We start from the raw sequence: 21319 nt of genomic DNA, 5'->3' as shown, positions 1-21319 counted from the left end.
GGACAAATTTCCATTTATAACTGTATATTTTTACACGTATCTCGGACTTACCCCTATACCGTTAAACAGGTTTCAAAGATCGCGAACGTGACAGTGAAAACATTGCATCATTATCATAAAATTGGTCTTTTGCTGCCTTGCGAGGTGAACGATGCCGGTTATCGCCTCTACGGCAGGAAAGAACTGGAGCGTTTGCAGGAAATACTGTTTTACCGTGAACTCGACTTTCCTCTCAAGAAGATTAAAGAAATTTTGACTGGCGAGCATGATCGGATAAGGATACTGAAAGAGCAAAAAAGGCTGCTGCAGGCTCGTATGGAAAGAACAGCAGACCTGATTCAAACAATCAACGAATCGATCCGCTCTGCCGAGAAAGGAGAACCCATGGATCAAGCAGACATGTTTAAAGGTTTTGAAACGGAAGAAGAATGGCGTAACGCGATGCGTGAGCAGACTGAATATTTAAAAGAGAACTACGGCCACGACCTGGGAGAGAAACCGATCGTTCCCGAGGAGATGAATGAAGAGGCCAGATTGGCCCAACAATTCATCACAGGTATGGCCCGCGCCCTTGCGAGCGGGATCAAGCATACTGACAGCCATGTTCAGCACTTGATCGATTCACATGTAGCCGGTCTCAAACAACGTCACCATATTGAAACACCGCGAGATTTTGCTGCAATGACGCGCTTCTTTTTGGATGATGATTTCCATCGTCAAATGCTTGAAAATCAACAGACTGGTCTTGCTTATTATCTATGCTTGGCAGCGGAGCATTTTGCGGACAAAATGAATTGATCAAATTCCGGGACACGGACACAAAAAGAGACTGTTATTCGAATAATTAAATACAGGGGGTGGACAAGATCAAAAAGGTACTGGCAGGTCTGTTGGCGTTTTTGTTCGTATTTGTTTTGTCATCCGAGCAATCCTATGCGGCTACGTTTGTCAGAGGCAAAGCCGTGGTTACATCAGAACACAGCACAAGCGTATTTTATGCCAAAGCGGGCGAGATCTACTTTAAAAATGACAATCTGGCTGATCGTGAATATATTGATATTCGCATTGAACTTTACAAGAAAGACGGGACGCTTGTGCAAACCCGTATTGGCAATGCATACAATTTTGTCTCCCACGCCGATTCCCCTTATACCGTTCCCGAAGACGGCTATTATTTCTTCCGACTGGTCAATGAGACTCCTGACAGCCACTGGTATGTCAAATATTCAGTTTCCGACCGGTCCCGTTTTTGGAATTGAACAGATAAAACCCATCATATGAATATGGTGGGTTTTTTTCTATACAAAAAAGGAGAGTTAAGCATGGAACCTTTTTGGCTGGAAATTGCAAAGCGAATTCAAGCGATTGCCCAATCAGGCCTGGCTTATTGCAAAGATCCCTTCGATCGGGAACGCTACCGGGAATTAAGAGAAATCAGTGCATGCATGGTCTCCCGCTATTCGGAAACATCCATGAAAAGGGTAAGAGAGCTTTTTTTGAACGAAACCGGTTACCAGACACCGAAGATTGACGTGAGAGCAGTGATCCTCCAAGATCAGCACATTCTGTTGGTAAAAGAGAGGAGCGACGGGAATTGGACACTTCCCGGGGGATGGGCGGAACCCGGGTTGTCTTTGGGAGAGAACATCGTAAAAGAGGTAAAAGAGGAGTCCGGATATGAGGTGGAGGCGGAGCGGATCCTCGCAATCTTGGATCGGAATCGGTACAACCACCCGCCTTCTCCGTATTCCATTTATAAAATTTTTGTTCTTGCACGACTGATCGGAGGCCAACCGTCCAGCAGCATCGAAACGGAAGCAGCAGCTTTTTATCCGGTTGATCATCTTCCCGATTTATCAACCGAACGGATTACCGGGGAACAAATACAGATGATGATCCAATTGGCGGCATCGGGGAAAACGCATCATGATTGAGGCGAAAAAGCGGCACTCACGCAAGAAAGAGTGCCGCTCGGTCTGTTCAGGAAAGGCGGGCCGTTCCGAAATGCACCAGTTGAATTCCCAACTCTTGCACGCGTTTTTTCACTTCCGGGTGAGTCAGTGTTTGCAATTCAGTGACCCGATAATCGGTCAAGGCGGACAGGCGCTTTAAATCATCGTCGATATAACCCGGGTGGCAGTTGAGTTCAGTCAGCCCTTCAGACAGATTTTCCAAATGCCCCAGAAGCTTGTTCAACCTGTCTTCCTGAAAATAAATATCCCCGATAAAAAACTCGGTCGTAGCAGGGTGGGAAGGAGGAAGTTCTGAGCGCTTGGAAACAAGGGGCATATTCATTTCTTGAAAGTTCAAAGTAAACGTATGCCGGGTCGGCAAATTTTCTTTCTTTGCCAATTCAAGAAATAACGACCGGACAGACGGCATGATCTGAATATAATGATGTGAATCCAAATGCGTAATCTTGATCCCGGATGCTTTCACTTTCTCCCATTGGGCGGCCAATTCCTTGGCAATGTCTTCCGTCTTCCAGTTTTCGATTGTTTCTCTTGAGATCGGCCGAAAGTTCCCCTGATCGTCAACCAACGAGGGGATTTCTTCCGGGGGAAGGAGAGGGGCGCCGTAGGTAAGGTTAAAATGGAAGCCAATGCCGAGATCAGGTAGTTCATTGGCAAGGCTGACAGCATTGTCAAACCCGGGCATGTTGGCCATGATCGTGGTACTGGTCACAATCCCGTTTTGATGAGCTTCAACAATGCCACGGTTGACTGCGTCAGATAAGCCGAAATCATCTGCATTTACAATCAGGAAACGATGCATGGTTTCGTTTCATCCCCTTTTATTTTTATCTCTTTCTACTATTAGTTTAACATATCGTTTGTATCACTAATTAAAAGGAATCAGGACTTAACAAAATAGACAAAGAGGAAATATATGAAAATATTATTTCCACAACATTCAGTTCAACTGATTCATAATACAAATCTGTTTATGGTATATACAAACAAATATTCTGTAAATACAAACACCAGCTAAACTGAGAGGATCGATCATTCAGACAATCATCCATTTTTTTCGGTTCGGATACCGGAACTGGTAACACTCTGTCACTGTGGATATTTATCCAGTCCAGACTGATCCGGCAGTCTGAGATCACGTTTTGGATGATAAAAATAAGCTTATCGGCCAAGCGCGGCGAGATAGCTATTTTTTGCGAACATTGCCTTTAAACTGTCGGGATGATGGTCTGTGACCGATCGAAAAAATAGCATGGCGGGGATCACGATGGTAAAGAAATTTATTACAGATCTGCCGATTTATTTTATTTCAATTCCTAATATTCATCCCAACCGATTCAAAATGCAAATCAGTTTACAATACATACACACGAAAATTTCGAATAGTATAAGGAGGCATTGGCTGATCCGATCTTTACCGTTATACAACAAATGCCCCGAAACGCGACTGTTTCAGGGCATACTCTGAGTATAAGGATAACTCAACGAGAAGAAAAAGTCTATTCTTTTTTTGAGATATAAACTATATTTTTAAAGCATGTTTGGAGACAAGGGAGGTGAATGGTGATGGAAAGAAGGAAATTAGGGAGTTTGGAAGTATCCGCTATCGGACTCGGCTGTATGGGCATGTCCGAATTTTATGGAGAGACAAATGAAAAGGAAGCGATTGCCACCATTCATCAAGCGTTTGATTTTGGCGTCAACTTTTTCGATACAGCTGATCTGTATGGTGTTGGGGGAGCAAATGAAATCCTTGTTGGCAAAGCATTAAAGGGACGCCGATCAGAAGCGATTGTTTCAACCAAATTTGGAGTGGTCCGCAACGCACAAGGGGATATAACAGGGCTGAACGGACATCCCCGATATGTAAGAAGAGCGATTGAAGGCAGTTTGCGCAGGCTCGGGATGGATTACATTGACCTTTATTATCTGCACATGCCGGATCCAAATGTGCCGATCGAAGAAACAGTGGGAGCCATGGCAGATCTGGTGAAAGAAGGAAAGGTCCGCTTCCTCGGGCTTTCCAATGTGGATGCTGATCTTTTAGTCCGTGCCGTCAGCGTGCATCCGATCACAGCTTTACAGACGGAATACTCCATATGGAACAGAGACGTCGAGGAAATCCTGCCGGTCGCCCGTGATTCAGGAATTGGCCTTGTCGCTTACAGCCCGCTTGGAAATGGTTTTTTAACAGGTAAAATCAAGGAATACGATGACTTTGCGCAGAATGATATCAGACGTCGTTTCACACGATTTAAAGAGGAAAACTTCAAAAAGAACCTGAACTTAGTGACGGAGCTTGAAAAAATCGCAAGAGAAAAGGAAGCAACTGCTTCGCAAATTGCCTTGGCCTGGGTATTGTCTCAAGGGGATGATATTGTGCCCATCCCAGGGACCAAACGAAGAAAATATCTGAGGGAAAACATCGAGGCGGTGAAAATCACCTTAACAAAAAGGGATCTTCACCGATTGAACGAGATGGCAAAGCGCTTCTCCGTCAAAAGTGAACTTTAGCGAGCGTTAATCATTGGCTTGATCAGACCGAGCCGTTGGTAAACAAGAAAAGGAGAGGATCCGAAATCCTTCTCCTTTTACTCATTTTATGAGGTTTCTGCAGTAGATTGGGGAGTGTTGACATGTTGTGCGGTTTCTTTTTTGCGGTTCAGTATGAGGTTAAGGATGATTGCCGTTAAGCTGCCAATGACAATTCCGTTGTCCACGATCACCCGGATGGATTCTGGGATTTCTTTAAATACCGCGGGGACGACGGAGATTCCCAGTCCGATTCCGATGGAGCAGGCAACGATGAGCAAATTCTCGTTTTGTTTGAAATCAACGGTTGAGAGAATGCGAATCCCCGAAGTGATGACCATTCCAAACATCGGTACCATTGCCCCTCCCAAGACTGCATTGGGGACAACGGTTGTGATTGCCGCGATTTTGGGAAGCAATCCCAAAACCATCAAAATGAGACCGGCGGAGACAATAACCGAGCGCGATTTGATTTTGCTAAGGGCGACAAGACCGACATTCTGCGAAAAACTGGTGTAGGGAAAAGAGTTGAACATCCCGCCGATCACATAGGCCAATCCTTCTGCCAAGAAACCTTTTTTGACGTCATAATCGCTTAATTTTTTTTCGCACAAGTCGGCCAGGGCCATGAAGACACCCAAAGATTCGATCATACTGACGATGGCAACCAGGGTCATCGTAAGGATGGAGGACAGGTGAAACTGCGGTAAACCAAAATGGAAGGGTTCCACGAGTTGAAACCATTTTTCTTTACTGACGGAGGTAAAGTCAACAATTCCCAATCCCCAAGCCACGGCCGTGCCGATGATCATGGCGATCAAAACGGAAATCGAGCGAATGTAGCCTTTGAAAAAGCGGTTAAGCAAAATTACAATGGCCAAGGTGAGAGCAGCCAAACCCAAATTTTCGATTTTTCCAAAGGACTGCGAACCTTGTCCGCCTGCGACATTGTTCATTGCTACGGGAATCAGCGAGACGCCGATCGTGGTGACGACCGAACCGATGACGACAGGCGGGAACCACTTGACAATCTTGCTGAAAATCTGTGAAACGATCATCACGATGATTCCGGAAGCGATGATGGAACCGTAGATTGCCGGTAATCCTTCAAGTTTGCCGATGGTGACCATCGGTGGGACGGCAGTAAACGTGCAACCCAGGATAATCGGGAGTTTGACGCCGAGGAATCGCCCGCCTGCCACTTGCAAGAGAGAGGCAATTCCGCAGGTAAACAGGTCAATCGAAATCAGGTAAGCCAAGTCTTGTTGATTCATTCCCAAGGAAGACCCGACGATCAAGGGAACAACAACTGCTCCGGCATACATGGCCAGTACATGTTGAAATCCCAAAAATAAAGTCTTCCAGATCCCTAAATTATTCATAAGAAACCTCCTGAGATGAGAAGTGAACGATTGGTGGATCGAAAGAGAAAAAACGATATAAAAAACGAACAATTACATTAATATAATAACGCATTGTTCTGTTTTTGCAAATGTTTATCCAATCAAGCCGCCAGAGCGATTCTAAGCGGGTTTAGAGCCTTTTTATTTTTTTGATAGGTTTGGGTATTGGAAATAAGAAAAACGGCCTTAGAATCGAAATAAGAAGGTTGTTATTTTCGGGAATAAAGGAAGAAAGAATCTTAAAAGGATATATTTACCTCGATTGGCCGGAAGGATACCGGGGATGAAGAAGATCCATTCGGCACCCGAAAAACTATGATACCAATTAAAATTCCTCATCAGAATCCAATTCTTCAATAAAATCCTTTAAGTCATTTGCCAGGTTATTAAGAGTGAAACTCTTACTGTGGTTGATCTGCTCCAAGCGGTCAACGGCACGCTGGATGATATTTTTAGCTTGTCTCAAGTCTTGAATCGTCAGATCCAGTTGATATCTTTTATCCAATTGTAAGCCCTCCAGAAAATGATTTGTCTAATACAATAGTGGTAGACCGGGAATAAGTCAAGTTGAAAGAATTATCCGAACTATGTATTTTGCAAATTGGTTTGCGCTAAAAACAGGATACAACCAATCGTCGGAATGCCACCATGAATAAATGCTGCCAGAAGCAAGATGGTGATTATCGCATGTACAGGGAGAAGCATCAGCCGGGTTGCCGAGTAATATTTTGCGGTTGAAAAAACTGAAGACAGTTTCTGTAAGAGAGATCTTCAGGTTGGAAATGATGATCAGAGAAACCGGGGTTATATGGGTGTTTTCGGATTACATAAACAGGGATAAAAGGAGATGAATAGGAGAAAAATCGCCTCCTGATCCCCTGTAATCCCCTCACATACCGTAACAAAACAAATATTTTGTTACGGTATGTAAATCTGATCTTCTTCCTTTGGCAAAATTTTGGTTTCCTCTTTTTCATATCTTCTGTTTCTCTCGTCTCTGTCTCGTTAGAAAAAGTTAACTATAGTTTTGAGAAATTATTTTCTTTTAAATCGTATTAAAACCACAAGAGGTCCGATTAATTAATCGGACCTCTTGTGAAAATCATCTACCCTATTTTATTCCGGTGGTTGCGATCCCTCGGATAAAGTGGCGTTGGAAAATCAGGAAAACAATGATAATCGGAATCGTCATGATCATTGTTCCGGCCAGAATATGATTCCAGAAAGCGTTATATTCCCCGTACAATGTGCTTAAACCGACAGGCAAAGTATACATTTCTTCTGAACTGGCCAGGAGATTGGGCCACATAAAGCTGTTCCAGTTGCCCATAAATATGAAAATCGTTTGTGTGGCCAAAGCCGGTTTGCTCAGGGGCAAAATGATCTTCCAAAAAACGCCCCACCGTGAAAGTCCGTCAATAAAACCCGCCTCCTCCAACTCCCTGGGAATTGATAGGAAAAACTGGCGCATGAGAAAAATGCCGAAGCTGTTTACCATCCAGGGGATGGTCAGACCATAATAGGTATCGACCCAATTCAATTTGCTTAGGAGAATATAGATCGGAACCAGTATAACCTGAGGAGGAATCATCATAATCCCCAGTACGAGGTAAAACAAAAATGACCTGCCCCGAAACGGAATTCTTGCCAATGCAAACCCGGCCATTGAATTGATTATCAGATTCCCCACCGTGACAACAGCGGCGACAATTAAGCTGTTGATAAACCACTGAAAAAAGGGGTATTCATGGCTGAAGATCAAATTCGTATAGTTCTCCATGGTCAATCTGGATACAGGCACCCACCATTTGTTTGTATCGGGAGTCAACTTAAGCGAAGTGAAAAACGACCACAGAAACGGAAAAAGTGTGATACAGGCATAGCCGATGGCGATAATGTAAAGGAATATTCGTGCCGCTCTTTTCCACATGGAAACTGATCCTCCTCGACTCCGCATTATTGATAAGTCTCATCCTTGAAAATTTTCCTTTGGATGATTGTCAAAATTAAAATAACGGCAAACAGGAAAAAGGCAATGGCTGAAGCATAACCCATATCAAATTGCTTGAACGCTTCATTATACAGGTATAAAACGACGGTCAAAGTGGCGTCCAAAGGGCCGCCGTCCCCTTTGGAAATGATGTACATTTGGTCAAATACCTGAAATGTCCCGATAATGGACATCACAACGATAAAAAAAGTGGTTGGTTTCAAAAGCGGCAAAGTAATATGCCAAAATTGCCGCCATCCCCCTGCCCCGTCCACTCTTGCCGCTTCGTACAAATCTTGCGGAATCTCCTGCAAGCCGGCAAGGTATATCACCATAAATTGCCCGACTGTCGTCCAGATCGCCATCAGCATGATTGAGGGCAAAGCAAAATCAACATCCATCAACCAGCTTCTTCCCTGAATCCCGAACTGGGACAGAAATAAATTGACCAAACCCTCTTTTTTGAAAAGGTAGAGAAACATAACGGAAACGGCTACAGATGAAGTGACGGTCGGCAAAAAATAAGTAACGCGAAAAAAAGTTTTCCCCTTGATCTTGCTGTCTACGATCAGTGCCAATAACAGAGAAAGGCTGACTTGAACCGGTACGACTCCCAGGGAATAAAGCGTGGTATTCCAGAGAGCGCGATGGAATCGCTGATCTGTAAATAAGCGCAAATAGTTATCCAACCCGACAAACGAGGACAATTCGGGATTAAGGAAAGAAAAATGCTGAAAGCTGAGATAAAAGGCATAAAGGATCGGACCGATAAAAAATGCGGATAAACAGGCCACTGCCGGCAAAACGAACAGATAACCCATAAATGGATCGCTCGTCCAGCGCTTTTTCCGTTTCATGTTTTCACCTCGCCTGATGAAAAAAGAGAGAGCAAAAAGCGCTCTCTTTGATTATTGTTTTTTGTTCGCTTGTTGCTCTGCCGCAGCTAACGCCCTGGCTACATCATGTTCTTGTCCCAATACCAGTGACTCGGCGGCCTTGTTGACAGCATCCACCAAGGCGGACCCGGCATCGCCGTATTGAAAGGGCTGGGCGTATTTCGCTCCGTTGACAAAAGCGGCCCGTTCAGGATAGGTTTGAATGAACTTTTCTCCCATCGCTTTTCGGGACGGCAAGGCTAACCCGCTTTTCACCACATAGGATTGCCCCTTTTCGCTGGTGAGGAAATTGATTAATTGAAACGCGATATCTTTATGCTCACTCCGTTTGGACATCACGTAAGCTACCGTAAACGCCAGGTTGGAATTCGGTTTTCCGGCTGCTTTGACCGGCAGTTCCGCAATCCCGTAGTCGAGATCCGGAGCCTTTTCCTTGAGGAACGGAATCAGCCAGCCTCCCTCGATCACCATCGCGGATTTCCCCTCGGCAAATGCGTCTCCGCTCCATTGAAATCCCATATTTTTCGGGGTGTCAGCACTGTGATCTTTCGTAAACAAATCAGTGAAAAATTGCAGGGCTTCCCGATTTTGCGGACTATTGAGATCCGGTTTGCCTTGGTCATCGATCACCTTTCCTCCGTTTTGATAGAGAAAAGGTTGAAACCTCGCGAGTTCAGGATTGATAACTAGTCCCTTATGTTCGCTGGTCGTTAACGCTTTTGCTGCCGCACGCAGTTCATCCCATGTTTTTGGAACGGCAACTCCCTTTTCTTTCAGTATTTTTTTATTGTAAAAAAGAGCGAGCGTATTATAATCTTTGGGAATCCCGTAAGTATGGCCGTTCTTTTGGAAAGCTCGAACCAGTGAATCCTCAAAATCATTTAAGTTCACTTTCTCTTTTTTTATATAAGGATCAAGCGGTTCCAATACTTGATAACGGATGAGATCAGGAGCATACATGCTGTCCAGATAAAAAATATCCGGTTCCTTATGGGCTCCGATCATGGTTTGGATTTCCTTGAGGTAGTCATCCGTGAGCGACTCGATCTTGACATCCACGCCAGCATGCTCTTTCTTGAATTCGTTGACCTGCGCCTCCAGAATTTGTTTTTCCGCCGGTGAAGAGAGAGCAGCCCCGATTCGAATCTCTTTTTTGCTGCTTGATCCCCCTGCGGCGCATCCCGTCAACACCAGTGAAGTCAGTAACAGGATCGCGAGGAATTGTCTGAAAAGGCTCATATTTCAACCTCCTCATATAGCTGTGGAAACACGTATTTCCGGTTGAAAAATATCTTGAACATGGTCACAGGTCCATTCAGGGAATACTCTCCGTAAAACTCCATGCCGAACCTTCTAACCTATGATGACATCCCAGCCGGTTGTATTTCGTTTAACAGCAGTGTAGACGGTGTCCCCGCTCTTGTACAGGCTGACATCCATCTCCCCTTCCCCGATCCGCAACCGATTCGCATTCAGCCGGTTTATACTTGCAGGCAAGGAGGGGGTCAGCACGATTTTCTTTTGAACGGCATCCGGTTTAAGACCTAACATGGCCCGGAGCATCACAAATGCCGTTCCGGCAGCCCAGGCTTGTGGCGAACAAGCAACCGGATAAGGGATAAGGGATCCCCCGCTCCGTTCGTATCCACAGAAAAGTTCAGGCAAACGGCGCTCCGGAAAATGGGCGGAAGCTGCGATCAAACCATCAAGAAGCAAACTGAGTGCTTCGGTCATATTCCATTCGACTAACCCCAGCAGAATCAGCGAATTATCATGTGGCCAAACCGAACCGTTATGATAACTCATCGGGTTGTATGCAGGATGTTCCGCGCTGAGCGTCCGTATCCCCCAACCGCTGAACAAATCCGGTTGCAACAGCCTCCGGGCAACGGATCCCGCTTTTGCTTCATCCAAAATCCCGCTCATTAACAAATGACCGGCATTGGAAGCGATTGCCCCCACTTGGCGCCTGTCTTTATCCAGAGCCAAGGCCATGTATTCTTCTTGCGGCATCCAGAAATCACGAAGAAACCTTTTCTGCAAGTGGTTTGCATCTCGCTCCAATCGCCTGGCCAAAGAGCTTTCACCCAACTGTTCAAATAAGCGTGCCCACGCTTTTTTTGCCCAATAAACATACCCCTGCACTTCGACGAGAGCAATCGGCGCTTCCGCCAATGTGCCATCCGTATGGACGATCGAATTTTCGGAGTCTTTCCACCCCTGATTCCGGATTCCTTTGGCGGATTTGCAGGCATATGAGGTGTATCCCCTGTTGTCCGGGTCCCCGTATTCATCAATCCATGCAAAAGCTTTTTTCGCTGACTCCGCACATTCGCGCACAAATGACAAATCGCCGGTAAAACGGTAAATCTCATGAATCAATATCAAAAACAAAGGGGTTGCGTCTACCGAACCGTAATAAGGCGAAAACGGAACCTGGTTCGTTTCCGTCAACTCTCCATAACGAATTTCGTGCAAAATCTTTCCGGGTTCTTCATCTTTCCAGGGGTCCAGACGGGTTCCCTGTTTCTGCATCATCGTGCGAATCGTCGCCTTGCCCAGCTCCGGATCGATGAAAAGGGACTGCAACGACGCGATTAAACTGTCCCGTCCGAACGGAACGGCAAACCAAGGCAATCCTGCCACGGGTAATTTTCCGTTCCCCACATCGGTCAAGAGCATTCGAAAATCATGCAAACCGGTTTGAAACATTGCGTTGAAATCCGGATGATCAGACTCCAGCTGCGGCATTTTCTCCATCCATGCGCGATATGAGGTCCACAGGCGTGTTTGGGCCTCCGTCTGATCCAGCACCTGCGGCTTCTTGTCCAGATAAGGAATGATCTTAAAACCGATGTCCCGTTTTTCTCCCGGATGAAGGGAAAGCGGAATCTCCACAGATCCATTTTGCCTGATGGCGGATGGCTGCGAATCAAATACGATCTCCGTTTTTCGTTCTCTGCCATCCAATCCCTTATAAGAAAAGCGGAGTCCTGAATCGAGCACCTGACAGTCCGGTTCCTCACCCCGTTTTCCCGTGCTAAAACCCCGGATGATAAACATATCGGTAAAATCGGCTCCGACGGTCAGTTTGAGCTGGGTGTTTACTGCACGCTGATCCAAATTGACAAAATGAAACGTTTCATATACCACTCCTTCAAAAATCCGGCGACGATGTACCAACTCCAATGACTCCCGCCATAGAATCAGAGAATCTCCGCGCATCACCTCCTTATTGGTATACCGGTATTCGCTTTCTGCGCCCGCCGCTTTTGAACAAAGCGAGATCATGGGAATATCGGAAAGCACCCAGGAAAAATGATGGAGGAAGCGGGTATCGCGGTAAAAAAGTCCGTAACCACGCGGGCTGTTCACAGGGATATTTCCTTGGCCGTCCGTAAATAAGAAGATATCCTCTTCCTTAATGATGTGGTTCATGATCGGTCTCTCCTCGAAAACGTTTTCAAAAAATGGATCAACTCCAATTTGTACTATTGCGAATAATCAGTTCAGGCTCGAGCACAATCCCTTTTCCTTTCTCCCCCCGCAGCAGAGTGACAAGTTCCTTGGCCGCCTTGCTTCCCAATTCATAGCGCGGTTGGTGAATGGTGGTGAGAGCCGGGGTAACATAGCGGCACAATTCGATATCATCAAACCCGATGACCGATACCTCTTCCGGCACTCTCTTGCCCAGATCCCGAAGGCCGTTTACTGCCCCCATCGCCATCCAATCGCTGGCACAAAAAATCGCTGTCAGATCCGGATTTGTCTCCAGTAGTTTCTTTGCCCCTTCCCTCCCTGACTCTTCTTCAAAATCACCATAAACGATCAGAGGCTCATCCAAATCCGCTTGTTTCAAAGCTTCACGAAACCCCGCTTCCCTTTCTTCGCTGACATAGGCTTCCTGATGTCCGTTAATCATGGCAATTCGACGGTGTCCCTGCAAGAGCAGATGATCAACTGCCAACCGGGCAGCTTTGCGATTATCGACCGTAACGAAACTGCAACGATCAGACACGATCGGAACATCAATCAAAACACAGGGGACAGAAGCATTGATGATTTCATGGAGATAGACATCATTCCTTCTCGCCCCGAAAAATATCACTCCATCCAACTGGCGGCGCTGGCAGAGCTCCATATATGGCACAGCTTTTTGCTGGTGCGGTGAAGTGGCTGCCAGAATCACATCATAGCCGCATTCTGTCGCTTGGTCAATCACCCCGTAGATAATGTCAAACATAAAATGATGCCCTTTGCGCGAACCCGTAAACCCGGAAATGATCAGACCCAGTGTTTTCGACTCTTTTGTCACCAGGCTGCGCGCAATCCCGCTGGGCCGGTAGTGCAATTCTTTAGCCAGTTCCAGTATCTTTCTCCTCGTTTCCGGGCGCACGTCTTTATAGCCGTTTAAAGCCCTGGAAACAGTGGTAATCGATACGCCGGCCAGTCTTGCCAAGTCTTTAATGGTCACCTTCATCTTATTCCTCCGAAAACGTTTTCGATATTATTTTAAATGAATAATTGCGAATACTCAATATATATTTTTCGCTATTGATCAAATTTATACAAAAGCGTGGTGCTCTCTCAAGAACACCACGCCTCTCTTAACCACAATTAAAACTCCGGTTCTTCTTCCCAGTCCCGCTTTTGAATCAACCGGGTAAATTTCTCCTTCACTGCGAGCCGTTCATGGTCGAAAAAACCATTTTTCATTTTTTGCATGAACTGCTTTCTTGAAATTGATCCTTCACGATAAAGTTTGTTCAGGCGTTTTCGCTCTTCCGGCGGGAGTGTGCGAAACCATCCCATCAAGGCAACCTCCCTTCCTGTTTCAGATCAATATAAATAAGCGGATAGATCAAACTGGCAAAGAGCAACGCCCGTTCAATTTCAATCTTTTCAAACGCATTGGCGGGCGTGCCCGTAATCGACAAAACCCCGATAATATTCGGGTGCTCAACACCTGCCTTTAACGGAATGCAAAGAATGGATCGATACACTTTTCGGGAATGTTCTTTGCGATCATACTCATACTTTTGATCTTCCACATCCGGTGCATAATAAACCTCCTGTGTTCGCCAGGCTCTGCCGGCAGCACTTCCGTAAAGGGGCGGTTCATAAATCTTGACGCGGTGGGTGTGTCCGCTGGAATGGGCATAGTGCGTCAACTTTCCCGGATGGTTCGGGTGCTTGACATGGATGATGACCCGCGGATTCTTATCCCGAAAGTTTTTTAAGGTGTTTACCAGATAGTCCAGTAAATTCATAAAGATATCATCGCGATTTTGCTTGAACCTTTCCTCGTTGGCGATCGCCGCTGCCACTTCATCCGCTGTGTACATGATTTGCGACATCGTGTAAGTTTCGTCATCGTACTTGGCGTCAAGTTCCTCATATAATTGTTTCAGGATTTCCACTTCTTGTACCGCTTTCATGAGGTTAACGGCATTTTTGCTCAACTCCTGTTCCTTTTCCTTCAAAAGATCTAACAATTCCTGTACTTCCTGTTCCAGCAAAACCTGCTTTTTCTCCAATTCTTCATTTTTCTTGCGGCAAGATTCCAATTGCAGAAGAGTGACCTGGTTATCCTGGGTCGGTTCCTCGGTTTTTCTGCCCATCAAATCACTTTTCCCCGAGGCGAACCGGTATAGATAGATTCCGATTAAGATTGCGATGGAAATCGAGAACGTGATTACGAGAAAATCGAAAAACCAGCCTGTATTTTTATCGAAGATTTCAAACAGGTGCAACAGATCCTCTGACATTGTTCCGCTCCCCAATTTTGATCTTTACTCTTACTATATGCTGCTTCAAAGAGAAAGTATAAAATGAGATGACACGGTTTTGACCGTGCCACCAGCATTATTTTCCAATTATCAAAGCCGGGATAATCTTCGGCAGATGAACCGGATAGATGTTTTTGCGCAGATAGAGGTAAACTTTTTCCAAAAACTCCTCTTCGCATCCCGCTTTTGTTTCAATTTCAGGCCACCATTTTTTAATCAATTGTTCGGCGATCGCACTTCGGACTTGTAAAAGCAATTCATTTCTGCGTCTTAAGAATGATTCCAGCACAAGGTATTGCTCCGGGGAGATCGGGGACAGTCTCTGTAAAATTTCCACCTCCCGTTCATTCAAAAAGAGCGGTGATGCTTGAAAATGCAACACTTGGTGCTTCTCTCTTTCCATCACGACAAGTGTTCCGGCGATCATGTCCCCGATTCTTTTTTCTTCCCGATGAAGAAAGATCGCGATCATTCCGCTGACATAAAAACCGGGAAAGAGATCAGCCAATTGCAAAAGGTTGCGCAAAAACACGGCAGAAAAAGATGCTTTTCCTCCCCGGTCATGTATTACACGAAGTCCGAGCACTTTTTTTCCGATGGTTTGGCCATTCATCCAGTATTCCAGGCAAACAAAGTAAAGAAGAGGAAGTGCGGCCGTGATGAAAAAGAAGAGCGCCGCGAGGATTGATAACTCTGTATTTTGCGGGTCATCCCCCATTGCCAGGAACGCAAAACTGATCAAACTCGACGGGACAAGGATGACGCTTAAAACCAAAAAGTCCACCAATTTTGCGATCCCGCGGCTGACAATCCCCGCAGTCTCAAAGGGAACCTGAACATATTCAGGCGTTTGGATTGTAACAATGTTTTTCATTTTAGCCCCCTTCTGATTCACATTCACATTATACAATATCTTTATATAGGAAAATAAATAGGAAAAACATTGACAATTCGTTCATCAGTTAATCGGAGGGGTTAGATTGTCCCTGACCAACACATCAAACCGGCTCAGTCAATTTATCAAGGAGAACCAGGAAACCTGGTCACGTTTGCAGGAATTTCTGGGGCAAAAGTCGCTGCGCAATTGCACAAAGGGAGAAATTGATGAATTCGGCCGAATGTACCGGCAAATTTCCGCGCACTTGGCTTATGCGCAAACCTGCTTTCCCTCGCATGAAATCACAGCGGAACTGCGACAACTGGTTATGAGAGCTCATAATATCCTGTATGGTGCCCCTGAAACGACCTACGGAAAAAAAGTCTGGCTGTTTTATCGTGACGGATTCCCCAAATTGTTTTATGAGCGCCGCTTTTTTGTGCTTACAGCTGCACTTCTTCTGTTTGCCGGTTTTCTTTTTGCCTTTGTTGCTACCTGTTTGAATCATGATGCGGCGGCCTTTTTCCTTCCGTCAGACCTTGCGGGAAATATCGATCCCCAAAATATCGGAAAAAATGACTGGAATGATGCGATCGTTTCCAGTCAAATCATGATTAACAATATCCAAGTGGCCTTTACCTGTTTCGCGATGGGGATATTTTTGGCAATTGGAACGATCTGGAGCTTGTTCATGAACGGATTGCTGTTGGGGGCTTTATCCGCCTTGTACAGTCAGGCGGGAGGCGACTACCCGTTTTGGGCATTTATTTTGCCCCATGGTGTCATTGAATTGACAGCCATCTTTATCTCCGGAGCAGCAGGGCTTTCTCTGGCATACCGCCTGTTTGTCCCCGGTGATTTTACAAGGAAGCATGCCTTGATCCGCGAGGGACTGGTCACGATCAAATTAATGGTCGGCGTGATTCCGATGTTTATCATCGCCGGCATCATTGAAGGATACGTGACTCCTGCGCACTGGCCGCATTGGACGAAATATGCGGTTGCCATTTTTAATCTGTTATGGCTTTCTCTCTATTTCGGGCGCCCGTTTTTTGCCCAACAGAACCCTGATGAAAGTTAAGCAAATCAGGAAGTCGTGATACACCTTGACTCACCATTCGCGAAACGCGGGGAGGTTAAAGGGTGTCACGACCCGGCCTGGAACAAACTTTTCAACCGGTTCCTTATTGAGTGCTATTGATTAAATTCGCACGTATTCGGCAATCACAATATTTCGATATAGCCATCTGTTCCATTCACCCGAATGCGTTGCCCGTCTTTTATCAGTTTGGTGGCATTTTCCACACCGACTACGGCCGGTAAGCCATATTCGCGCGCAATAACCGCTCCATGGGTCATCAGTCCGCCAACTTCGGTGACCAGACCTTGTATGGATACAAACAAGGGTGTCCAGCTGGGGTCAGTAAAGGTTGTGACCAGGATATCTCCCTCTTCCAGATCTGCATCTTCCATGTTTAAGATCACACGCGCTCTCCCCTCTGCCACTCCGGCAGAAACCGGCAGGCCTGCAATCGCTTCGGCCGGGAGATTCTCCCATTTGTATTTGCCGGCAATGATTTCACCATCAGATGTGATCACACGTGGAGGGGTTAGATTTTCATATCGTTTGTACTCGTCTTTTCGTTTGCTGATAATCCGGTAATCCAGTTTGTTTGTACGCACGACTTCGCGAAGTTCTTCAAAAGTGAGATAGTAAATATCTTCTTTTTCACGGATTACCTTGGCTTGCAAAAGCTGTTCGGCTTCTTTCAACAACGCCTGCTTATAGATGAAGTAGCGATTCATCATGCCGTATTTTGGATACTCCCGGAAACCGATGAAATTCCGGAGCAGGCTGATCATTCGTTTTGTCTCTTCAGCTTTTCGTTCCCCGTCCGGTAATTGCTTCAATCGGCCCAACAACGCTTGTTCTTTTTTTAAAGCTTCCTGCCGTCCTTGTTCAAATTTTCGTTTACCGGCGCCAGGCTCAAAGTTTTTGACGTTCCGGAGAATCATGGGGAGTAGTGCAGTTGGATTTTCGCTCCAACGGGTTCTGGTAATATCGATTTCTCCGGGACAGCGCATTCCGTATTTGTTGAGAAAAGCAAGGAACGCTTCCCTGACTTCCCGCCCGCCATCAAACTTAACCAGTTCATCCAAAAAGCGATCATCTTTTACATGTTGTAAATAATGGATTACCTTCGGATAAGGGCGAATTACATCGGCAACATCCAATAGTGCCAGACCCATTTCCGAAGTAATATTGTTCGGCACGGATTGCGAAAGCGTGTCCGCAGCGTTTTTTTCACCCAACCATTTATTCATTTTTTCATTGATCCATGATGAAGCATCGAGCCCGGCCCGAATCACCCTTATGCTTTGGGGGTCAGATAAAAGCTTCTGCAATTGCCGGATATCTTCCAGGATAAAATCAAATAAATCCGGTCCTGATTTTTTCCGGATGTTGTGCTTCAACTCTTCAATCGCTGTTTGAGTGCGTTTCATCAAATCGGAAACAACGGTCGGATCGTTTTCGATTTGGCCTTGAAAACCCGCAGACAATATCCCCTTATTGATTTTGCCGAGACTTTGTTCTTTCGCATCTTTTGGGAACGATTTGATAAACTCGTCTCTCTCGATGATGGTCATCAGTGCGTCTTTCATGAGCGGATCATGTTGTTCCATGGTATCTAATAACATTTCTCTTCTGTCAGGTGAAAACAGCATCTGTGTGACATCAACAAACAACCTTCCGCCGGCTGCACGCATGGGCGCACGAGTCGTTAACAGGAAAAAAGACAATCCCAACGGTTTTATGGGATCAGTCATCATTTGTTGGTGGCCGACAGACACATAAACGCGATAGCCGGGATCATTTGTCTCGGGGATGGGATACAAGGTGGTGATGGGCCGGCTCTGGACGATATAAAATGTATCGTCAGCCAAACACCATTCGATATCTTGCGGGCAACCAAAATATGCTTCGATCTGTCTCCCGATGCGTGCCAGTCGGAAAATTTGTTGGTCAGTAAGTGCCGGAATCTTTTGTTGATCAGGATCGATCTGCCGTGTCTCCGTTCCGCCTTCTTTCAGTCCATAGATCGCCCATTTTTTGGTTGCGATCCTCTTCTCGACAATTTTATCTTCTTGCACCTTATAACAATCGGCAGATGCCAAACCGGCGACAAGAGCTTCTCCAAGTCCAAAACCGGCCTCGATCGATTGCAGTTTTCGATTGGAAGTAACCGGATCTGCAGTAAATAAAATTCCTGAAGCCTGTGGAAACACCATCCGTTGAACGATTACGGACAGATGCACTTGGCTGTGGTCAAATCCGTTTAGCATACGGTAGATCACGGCACGATCCGTAAACAAGGAAGCCCAACATTTGCTGATGTGACGCAAAATGGCTTCCTTTCCGATAATATTTAAATAGGTTTCTTGCTGACCGGCAAAAGAGGCATGCGGCAAATCTTCCGCCGTTGCACTGGACCGCACGGCATACGCATGTTCGTTGCCAAATCGTGCGAGATAGTGAGCAACTGCTTTCTCAACATCGGAAGGAATCTCTGCTTCCATTATGATTTTCCGAATCCGGCTGCTGATTTCCCTGATTCGATCCCGCTCCTCTGCTTTCATCAATGTGAGTTGATCCAACATTGCGCGAAACGCTTCGTTTTGTTCGAGGGCTTTTTGAAAAGCTTTTGTCGTAACACAAAATCCTTCCGGCACTTGTATTCCATGAATCTTCGCCAGTTCCCCCAAATTCAACCCCTTTCCTCCAACGAGCAAAAGTTGCGTTTTATCCATCTCCCGAAAACTGACAACATAGGAGCTCATTCACTTCTCCCCTTTTTTTAGACTTGATCTACCGCCAATTGCGCCATGGAGCATCTCTTACTGTATAGATTCTAGAACTTAGCTCCAAGAATAAACAGTCTGTAATTGATTCCGATTTTGTTTTATAATTAAAGTGGGAGAGATGTGTCCTTTTTCGGTCGTTTGTATATCTGTTTGAATAAAAATCATGACTCCCCTCCCTGTTTTCCGGGGTGAGGAGCCATGATTTTTATTCTATGACTGTTGTATTTTCCGTCGAACTGTATTGGATAATTTGCTTTTCCGTGATCTTGGAGAGCTGATTCAAAAATTCATACTGAAAACTTCCCGGGCCCTCATGCCCTGCTTTTGCGGCAGCGATTTCCGCGGCCACGCCATATACGGCGATCCCGCTGACCGAAGCCAAAAGATGATTTTTTTCGACGGCGGCAAACGCACCCAGGACGGAAGTCAATAGACATCCGGTGCCGGTTACTTTGGTTAAGAGCGGATGACCGTTACGGATCATATGGATTTCATGACCATCCGTAACCACATCCTCCTCGCCCGTCAACGCAATAATCGTGTTTAATCGCTGCGCAGCCAGTTGTGCGAGTTTCCTGGTGTTTCCGCTGCCGTTACCTGTGTCCACGCCTTTCATCGCCCAGTTTTCACCGATGAGATTGGCGATCTCCCCTGCGTTGCCGCGAATGATTGAAACTTTCACTTTGGACAAAATTTCTCTTGCCATCTCAGTCCGGAATGGAGTGCTTCCGACACCGACCGGATCAAAAACAACGGGGATCCGGTGGTCGTTTGCTGATTTTCCGGCGATGATCATCGCTTTGACCGTTTCCCGGTTCAATGTGCCGATGTTTAAGACAAGGGCGCCGGCGATTTTGGCCATGTCCGCCACTTCTTCATGTGCATAAGCCATCACCGGTGATGCGCCAAGAGCCAACAGTCCGTTTGCGGTAAAATTGGTCACCACCACATTGGTGATATTGTGAACCAGCGGGTTTTCCTTACGGACGCGATCCAATATTTGTGCGATTTTTTCTGCTGTCATCTGTCCATTCATCCCTTAATGTAAAATCTTTTCATTGCTTACTTTATCATGGATGCTTGAATAAATCTTCGGTTCAAGCCAAATCTGTAAAATAGAAATTTCATTTATAATAGGAATAGACAGATACCAACAGGGAATGGAGCGATCCATTTGAGTTTATTTCAAATGTTAACTCAAAAGCTGGATGATTGGAAAACCGGTGTTGCCGGTACGTGGGGGGTTTGGATCGAGGATCTTCATACCGAACAACGCTGGATATGGAATGAAGCAAAAACGTTTTATTCCGCAAGCATCATCAAAGTTCCGATTATGATTGCAGTCTATCGTCAGGCAGATCGCGGGGCGCTGGAATTGAGTCGGGAAGTGATTTTGCGGAAAGAGGATCAAGTCGGCGGTTCGGGGGTTTTGCAACACCTGACGCCCGGCACCCGCTTCACCGTGAAGGATCTCGTCACTTTGATGATTATTCAGAGCGACAATACCGCCACCAATCTGTTGATCGATCTGCTCGGCAAGAATGTGATTCGGGAAACGATGAACGAGCTGGGGATGACCGGAAGCACTTTTTACAACAAACTGATGATTCTCCCGGCAAATCCGGAAGGGATAAACCAAATCACTGCCGAAGATATGGCGCGCGTTTACAAAGCCCTGGCCACCGGCAAAGCGATTTCGTGGCATGCGAGCCAGGAGATGGTGCAAATCCTCAAAAAACAGCAATTAAACGATTGCTTCCCCTATTTCCTTCCTTCGAAAAATACAGAGATCGTGGGGAGCATTCCGCCTTATGAAATGGCTCATAAGACAGGAATGGTCACCCGTATTTTGCATGATTCGGGCATCTTTTATATCGGTTCCCGCGCGCTCATCCTGGTCGCGCTCAGCGAAGGACTGAATTACCATGAAGCGCAAAAAGGATTGGGGGAACTGGCCCGGCTCGTGTTTGATGTTTACACGGGCCAGGAGTGAAC

At 45.9% G+C, this 21319-nt stretch carries 19 protein-coding genes; 6 read left to right on the top strand and 13 right to left on the bottom strand.

Annotation, left to right across the window (positions count from 1 at the left end; all coding sequences use genetic code 11):
• Positions 1 to 24: 24 nt before the first annotated feature.
• The 3 genes from I8U19_RS13975 (at position 25) to I8U19_RS13965 (ending at position 1934) form a co-directional block, all read left to right on the top strand.
• A complete protein-coding gene (locus I8U19_RS13975; RefSeq protein ID WP_198056277.1) occupies positions 25 to 798 on the top strand; it encodes a MerR family transcriptional regulator in 774 nt (257 codons plus the stop codon).
• 59 nt (positions 799 to 857) lie between these two features.
• Entirely contained in the window at positions 858 to 1259 is a 402-nt protein-coding gene (locus tag I8U19_RS13970) for a hypothetical protein (RefSeq protein WP_198056226.1), read from the top strand.
• A gap of 63 nt (positions 1260 to 1322) precedes the next feature.
• Positions 1323 to 1934 (top strand): NUDIX hydrolase, encoded by a 612-nt coding sequence (locus tag I8U19_RS13965; RefSeq protein ID WP_198056225.1) that lies wholly within the window; start codon positions 1323 to 1325, stop codon positions 1932 to 1934.
• Positions 1935 to 1980: 46 nt separating this feature from the next.
• Here the strand turns inward: I8U19_RS13965 and I8U19_RS13960 are convergent, their stop codons facing one another.
• Positions 1981 to 2775 (bottom strand): carbohydrate deacetylase, encoded by a 795-nt coding sequence (locus I8U19_RS13960; protein ID WP_198056224.1) that lies wholly within the window; start codon positions 2773 to 2775, stop codon positions 1981 to 1983.
• Between the two features lie 764 nt (positions 2776 to 3539).
• Between I8U19_RS13960 and I8U19_RS13955 the strand changes: the two genes are divergently transcribed.
• A complete protein-coding gene (locus I8U19_RS13955; RefSeq protein ID WP_198056223.1) occupies positions 3540 to 4487 on the top strand; it encodes an aldo/keto reductase in 948 nt (315 codons plus the stop codon).
• A gap of 86 nt (positions 4488 to 4573) precedes the next feature.
• Here I8U19_RS13955 and I8U19_RS13950 read toward each other — a convergent pair whose 3' ends face one another.
• The 10 genes from I8U19_RS13950 to I8U19_RS13905 form a co-directional block, all read right to left on the bottom strand.
• On the bottom strand, positions 4574 to 5887 hold the full coding sequence (locus I8U19_RS13950; protein ID WP_198056222.1) for a nucleobase:cation symporter-2 family protein: 1314 nt from the start codon (positions 5885 to 5887) through the stop codon (positions 4574 to 4576).
• Positions 5888 to 6233: 346 nt separating this feature from the next.
• The gene (locus tag I8U19_RS13945) at positions 6234 to 6413 is read right to left on the bottom strand and encodes a hypothetical protein (RefSeq protein WP_033102052.1); all 180 of its coding nucleotides are present in this window, start codon (positions 6411 to 6413) and stop codon (positions 6234 to 6236) included.
• Positions 6414 to 7019: 606 nt separating this feature from the next.
• Entirely contained in the window at positions 7020 to 7838 is an 819-nt protein-coding gene (locus tag I8U19_RS13940) for a carbohydrate ABC transporter permease (RefSeq protein ID WP_033102051.1), read from the bottom strand.
• 26 nt (positions 7839 to 7864) lie between these two features.
• Positions 7865 to 8755 carry a carbohydrate ABC transporter permease gene (locus I8U19_RS13935; RefSeq protein WP_198056221.1) on the bottom strand — a complete coding sequence of 297 codons (891 nt, stop codon included), beginning with the start codon at positions 8753 to 8755 and terminating at the stop codon, positions 7865 to 7867.
• A gap of 51 nt (positions 8756 to 8806) precedes the next feature.
• Positions 8807 to 10033 (bottom strand): ABC transporter substrate-binding protein, encoded by a 1227-nt coding sequence (locus tag I8U19_RS13930; protein WP_198056220.1) that lies wholly within the window; start codon positions 10031 to 10033, stop codon positions 8807 to 8809.
• Between the two features lie 114 nt (positions 10034 to 10147).
• Positions 10148 to 12232 carry an amylo-alpha-1,6-glucosidase gene (locus I8U19_RS13925; protein ID WP_198056219.1) on the bottom strand — a complete coding sequence of 695 codons (2085 nt, stop codon included), beginning with the start codon at positions 12230 to 12232 and terminating at the stop codon, positions 10148 to 10150.
• A 37-nt stretch (positions 12233 to 12269) separates the two neighbouring features.
• Positions 12270 to 13274 (bottom strand): LacI family DNA-binding transcriptional regulator, encoded by a 1005-nt coding sequence (locus tag I8U19_RS13920; RefSeq protein ID WP_198056218.1) that lies wholly within the window; start codon positions 13272 to 13274, stop codon positions 12270 to 12272.
• Between the two features lie 137 nt (positions 13275 to 13411).
• The gene (locus I8U19_RS13915) at positions 13412 to 13606 is read right to left on the bottom strand and encodes a hypothetical protein (protein ID WP_033102047.1); all 195 of its coding nucleotides are present in this window, start codon (positions 13604 to 13606) and stop codon (positions 13412 to 13414) included.
• Positions 13606 to 14562, bottom strand: a complete 957-nt coding sequence (locus I8U19_RS13910) for a GAF domain-containing protein (RefSeq protein ID WP_033102046.1) — start codon at positions 14560 to 14562, stop codon at positions 13606 to 13608. Before I8U19_RS13910 ends, I8U19_RS13915 begins: the two co-directional genes overlap by 1 nt.
• Positions 14563 to 14659: 97 nt before the next feature.
• Positions 14660 to 15457 (bottom strand): RDD family protein, encoded by a 798-nt coding sequence (locus I8U19_RS13905; RefSeq protein ID WP_198056217.1) that lies wholly within the window; start codon positions 15455 to 15457, stop codon positions 14660 to 14662.
• 106 nt (positions 15458 to 15563) lie between these two features.
• On the opposite strand from I8U19_RS13905, the gene I8U19_RS13900 reads away from it, so the two are divergent.
• Positions 15564 to 16541 carry a stage II sporulation protein M gene (locus I8U19_RS13900; RefSeq protein WP_198056216.1) on the top strand — a complete coding sequence of 326 codons (978 nt, stop codon included), beginning with the start codon at positions 15564 to 15566 and terminating at the stop codon, positions 16539 to 16541.
• 143 nt (positions 16542 to 16684) lie between these two features.
• On the opposite strand, the gene ppsA is transcribed toward I8U19_RS13900, so the two are convergent.
• Together ppsA and thiM are read right to left on the bottom strand one after the other, a co-directional pair.
• Positions 16685 to 19300, bottom strand: coding sequence for a phosphoenolpyruvate synthase (ppsA, locus tag I8U19_RS13895; RefSeq protein ID WP_198056215.1), 2616 nt, complete (start codon positions 19298 to 19300; stop codon positions 16685 to 16687).
• A gap of 229 nt (positions 19301 to 19529) precedes the next feature.
• The gene (gene thiM / locus I8U19_RS13890) at positions 19530 to 20348 is read right to left on the bottom strand and encodes a hydroxyethylthiazole kinase (RefSeq protein WP_198056214.1); all 819 of its coding nucleotides are present in this window, start codon (positions 20346 to 20348) and stop codon (positions 19530 to 19532) included.
• A gap of 150 nt (positions 20349 to 20498) precedes the next feature.
• On the opposite strand from thiM, the gene I8U19_RS13885 reads away from it, so the two are divergent.
• On the top strand, positions 20499 to 21317 hold the full coding sequence (locus tag I8U19_RS13885) for a serine hydrolase (protein ID WP_232337279.1): 819 nt from the start codon (positions 20499 to 20501) through the stop codon (positions 21315 to 21317).
• Positions 21318 to 21319: the final 2 nt, after the last annotated feature.

Source organism: Thermoactinomyces sp. CICC 10523 (assembly GCF_016055105.1).
GTDB lineage: Bacteria > Bacillota > Bacilli > Thermoactinomycetales > Thermoactinomycetaceae > Thermoactinomyces_A > Thermoactinomyces_A daqus.
Note: the sequence above shows the minus strand (reverse complement) of the source record. Positions and strands in the feature narration are given on the sequence as shown.

Coding starts and splice junctions, on each gene's coding strand:
- I8U19_RS13965 (WP_198056225.1), top strand. CDS start 1,323: ATGGAACCTTTTTGGCTGGAAATTGCAAAGCGAATTCAAGCGATTGCC.
- I8U19_RS13960 (WP_198056224.1), bottom strand. CDS start 2,775: ATGCATCGTTTCCTGATTGTAAATGCAGATGATTTCGGCTTATCTGAC.
- I8U19_RS13955 (WP_198056223.1), top strand. CDS start 3,540: ATGGAAAGAAGGAAATTAGGGAGTTTGGAAGTATCCGCTATCGGACTC.
- I8U19_RS13950 (WP_198056222.1), bottom strand. CDS start 5,887: ATGAATAATTTAGGGATCTGGAAGACTTTATTTTTGGGATTTCAACAT.
- I8U19_RS13940 (WP_033102051.1), bottom strand. CDS start 7,838: ATGTGGAAAAGAGCGGCACGAATATTCCTTTACATTATCGCCATCGGC.
- I8U19_RS13935 (WP_198056221.1), bottom strand. CDS start 8,755: ATGAAACGGAAAAAGCGCTGGACGAGCGATCCATTTATGGGTTATCTG.
- I8U19_RS13930 (WP_198056220.1), bottom strand. CDS start 10,033: ATGAGCCTTTTCAGACAATTCCTCGCGATCCTGTTACTGACTTCACTG.
- I8U19_RS13925 (WP_198056219.1), bottom strand. CDS start 12,232: ATGAACCACATCATTAAGGAAGAGGATATCTTCTTATTTACGGACGGC.
- I8U19_RS13920 (WP_198056218.1), bottom strand. CDS start 13,274: ATGAAGGTGACCATTAAAGACTTGGCAAGACTGGCCGGCGTATCGATT.
- I8U19_RS13915 (WP_033102047.1), bottom strand. CDS start 13,606: ATGGGATGGTTTCGCACACTCCCGCCGGAAGAGCGAAAACGCCTGAAC.
- I8U19_RS13910 (WP_033102046.1), bottom strand. CDS start 14,562: ATGTCAGAGGATCTGTTGCACCTGTTTGAAATCTTCGATAAAAATACA.
- I8U19_RS13905 (WP_198056217.1), bottom strand. CDS start 15,457: ATGAAAAACATTGTTACAATCCAAACGCCTGAATATGTTCAGGTTCCC.
- ppsA (WP_198056215.1), bottom strand. CDS start 19,300: ATGAGCTCCTATGTTGTCAGTTTTCGGGAGATGGATAAAACGCAACTT.
- thiM (WP_198056214.1), bottom strand. CDS start 20,348: ATGACAGCAGAAAAAATCGCACAAATATTGGATCGCGTCCGTAAGGAA.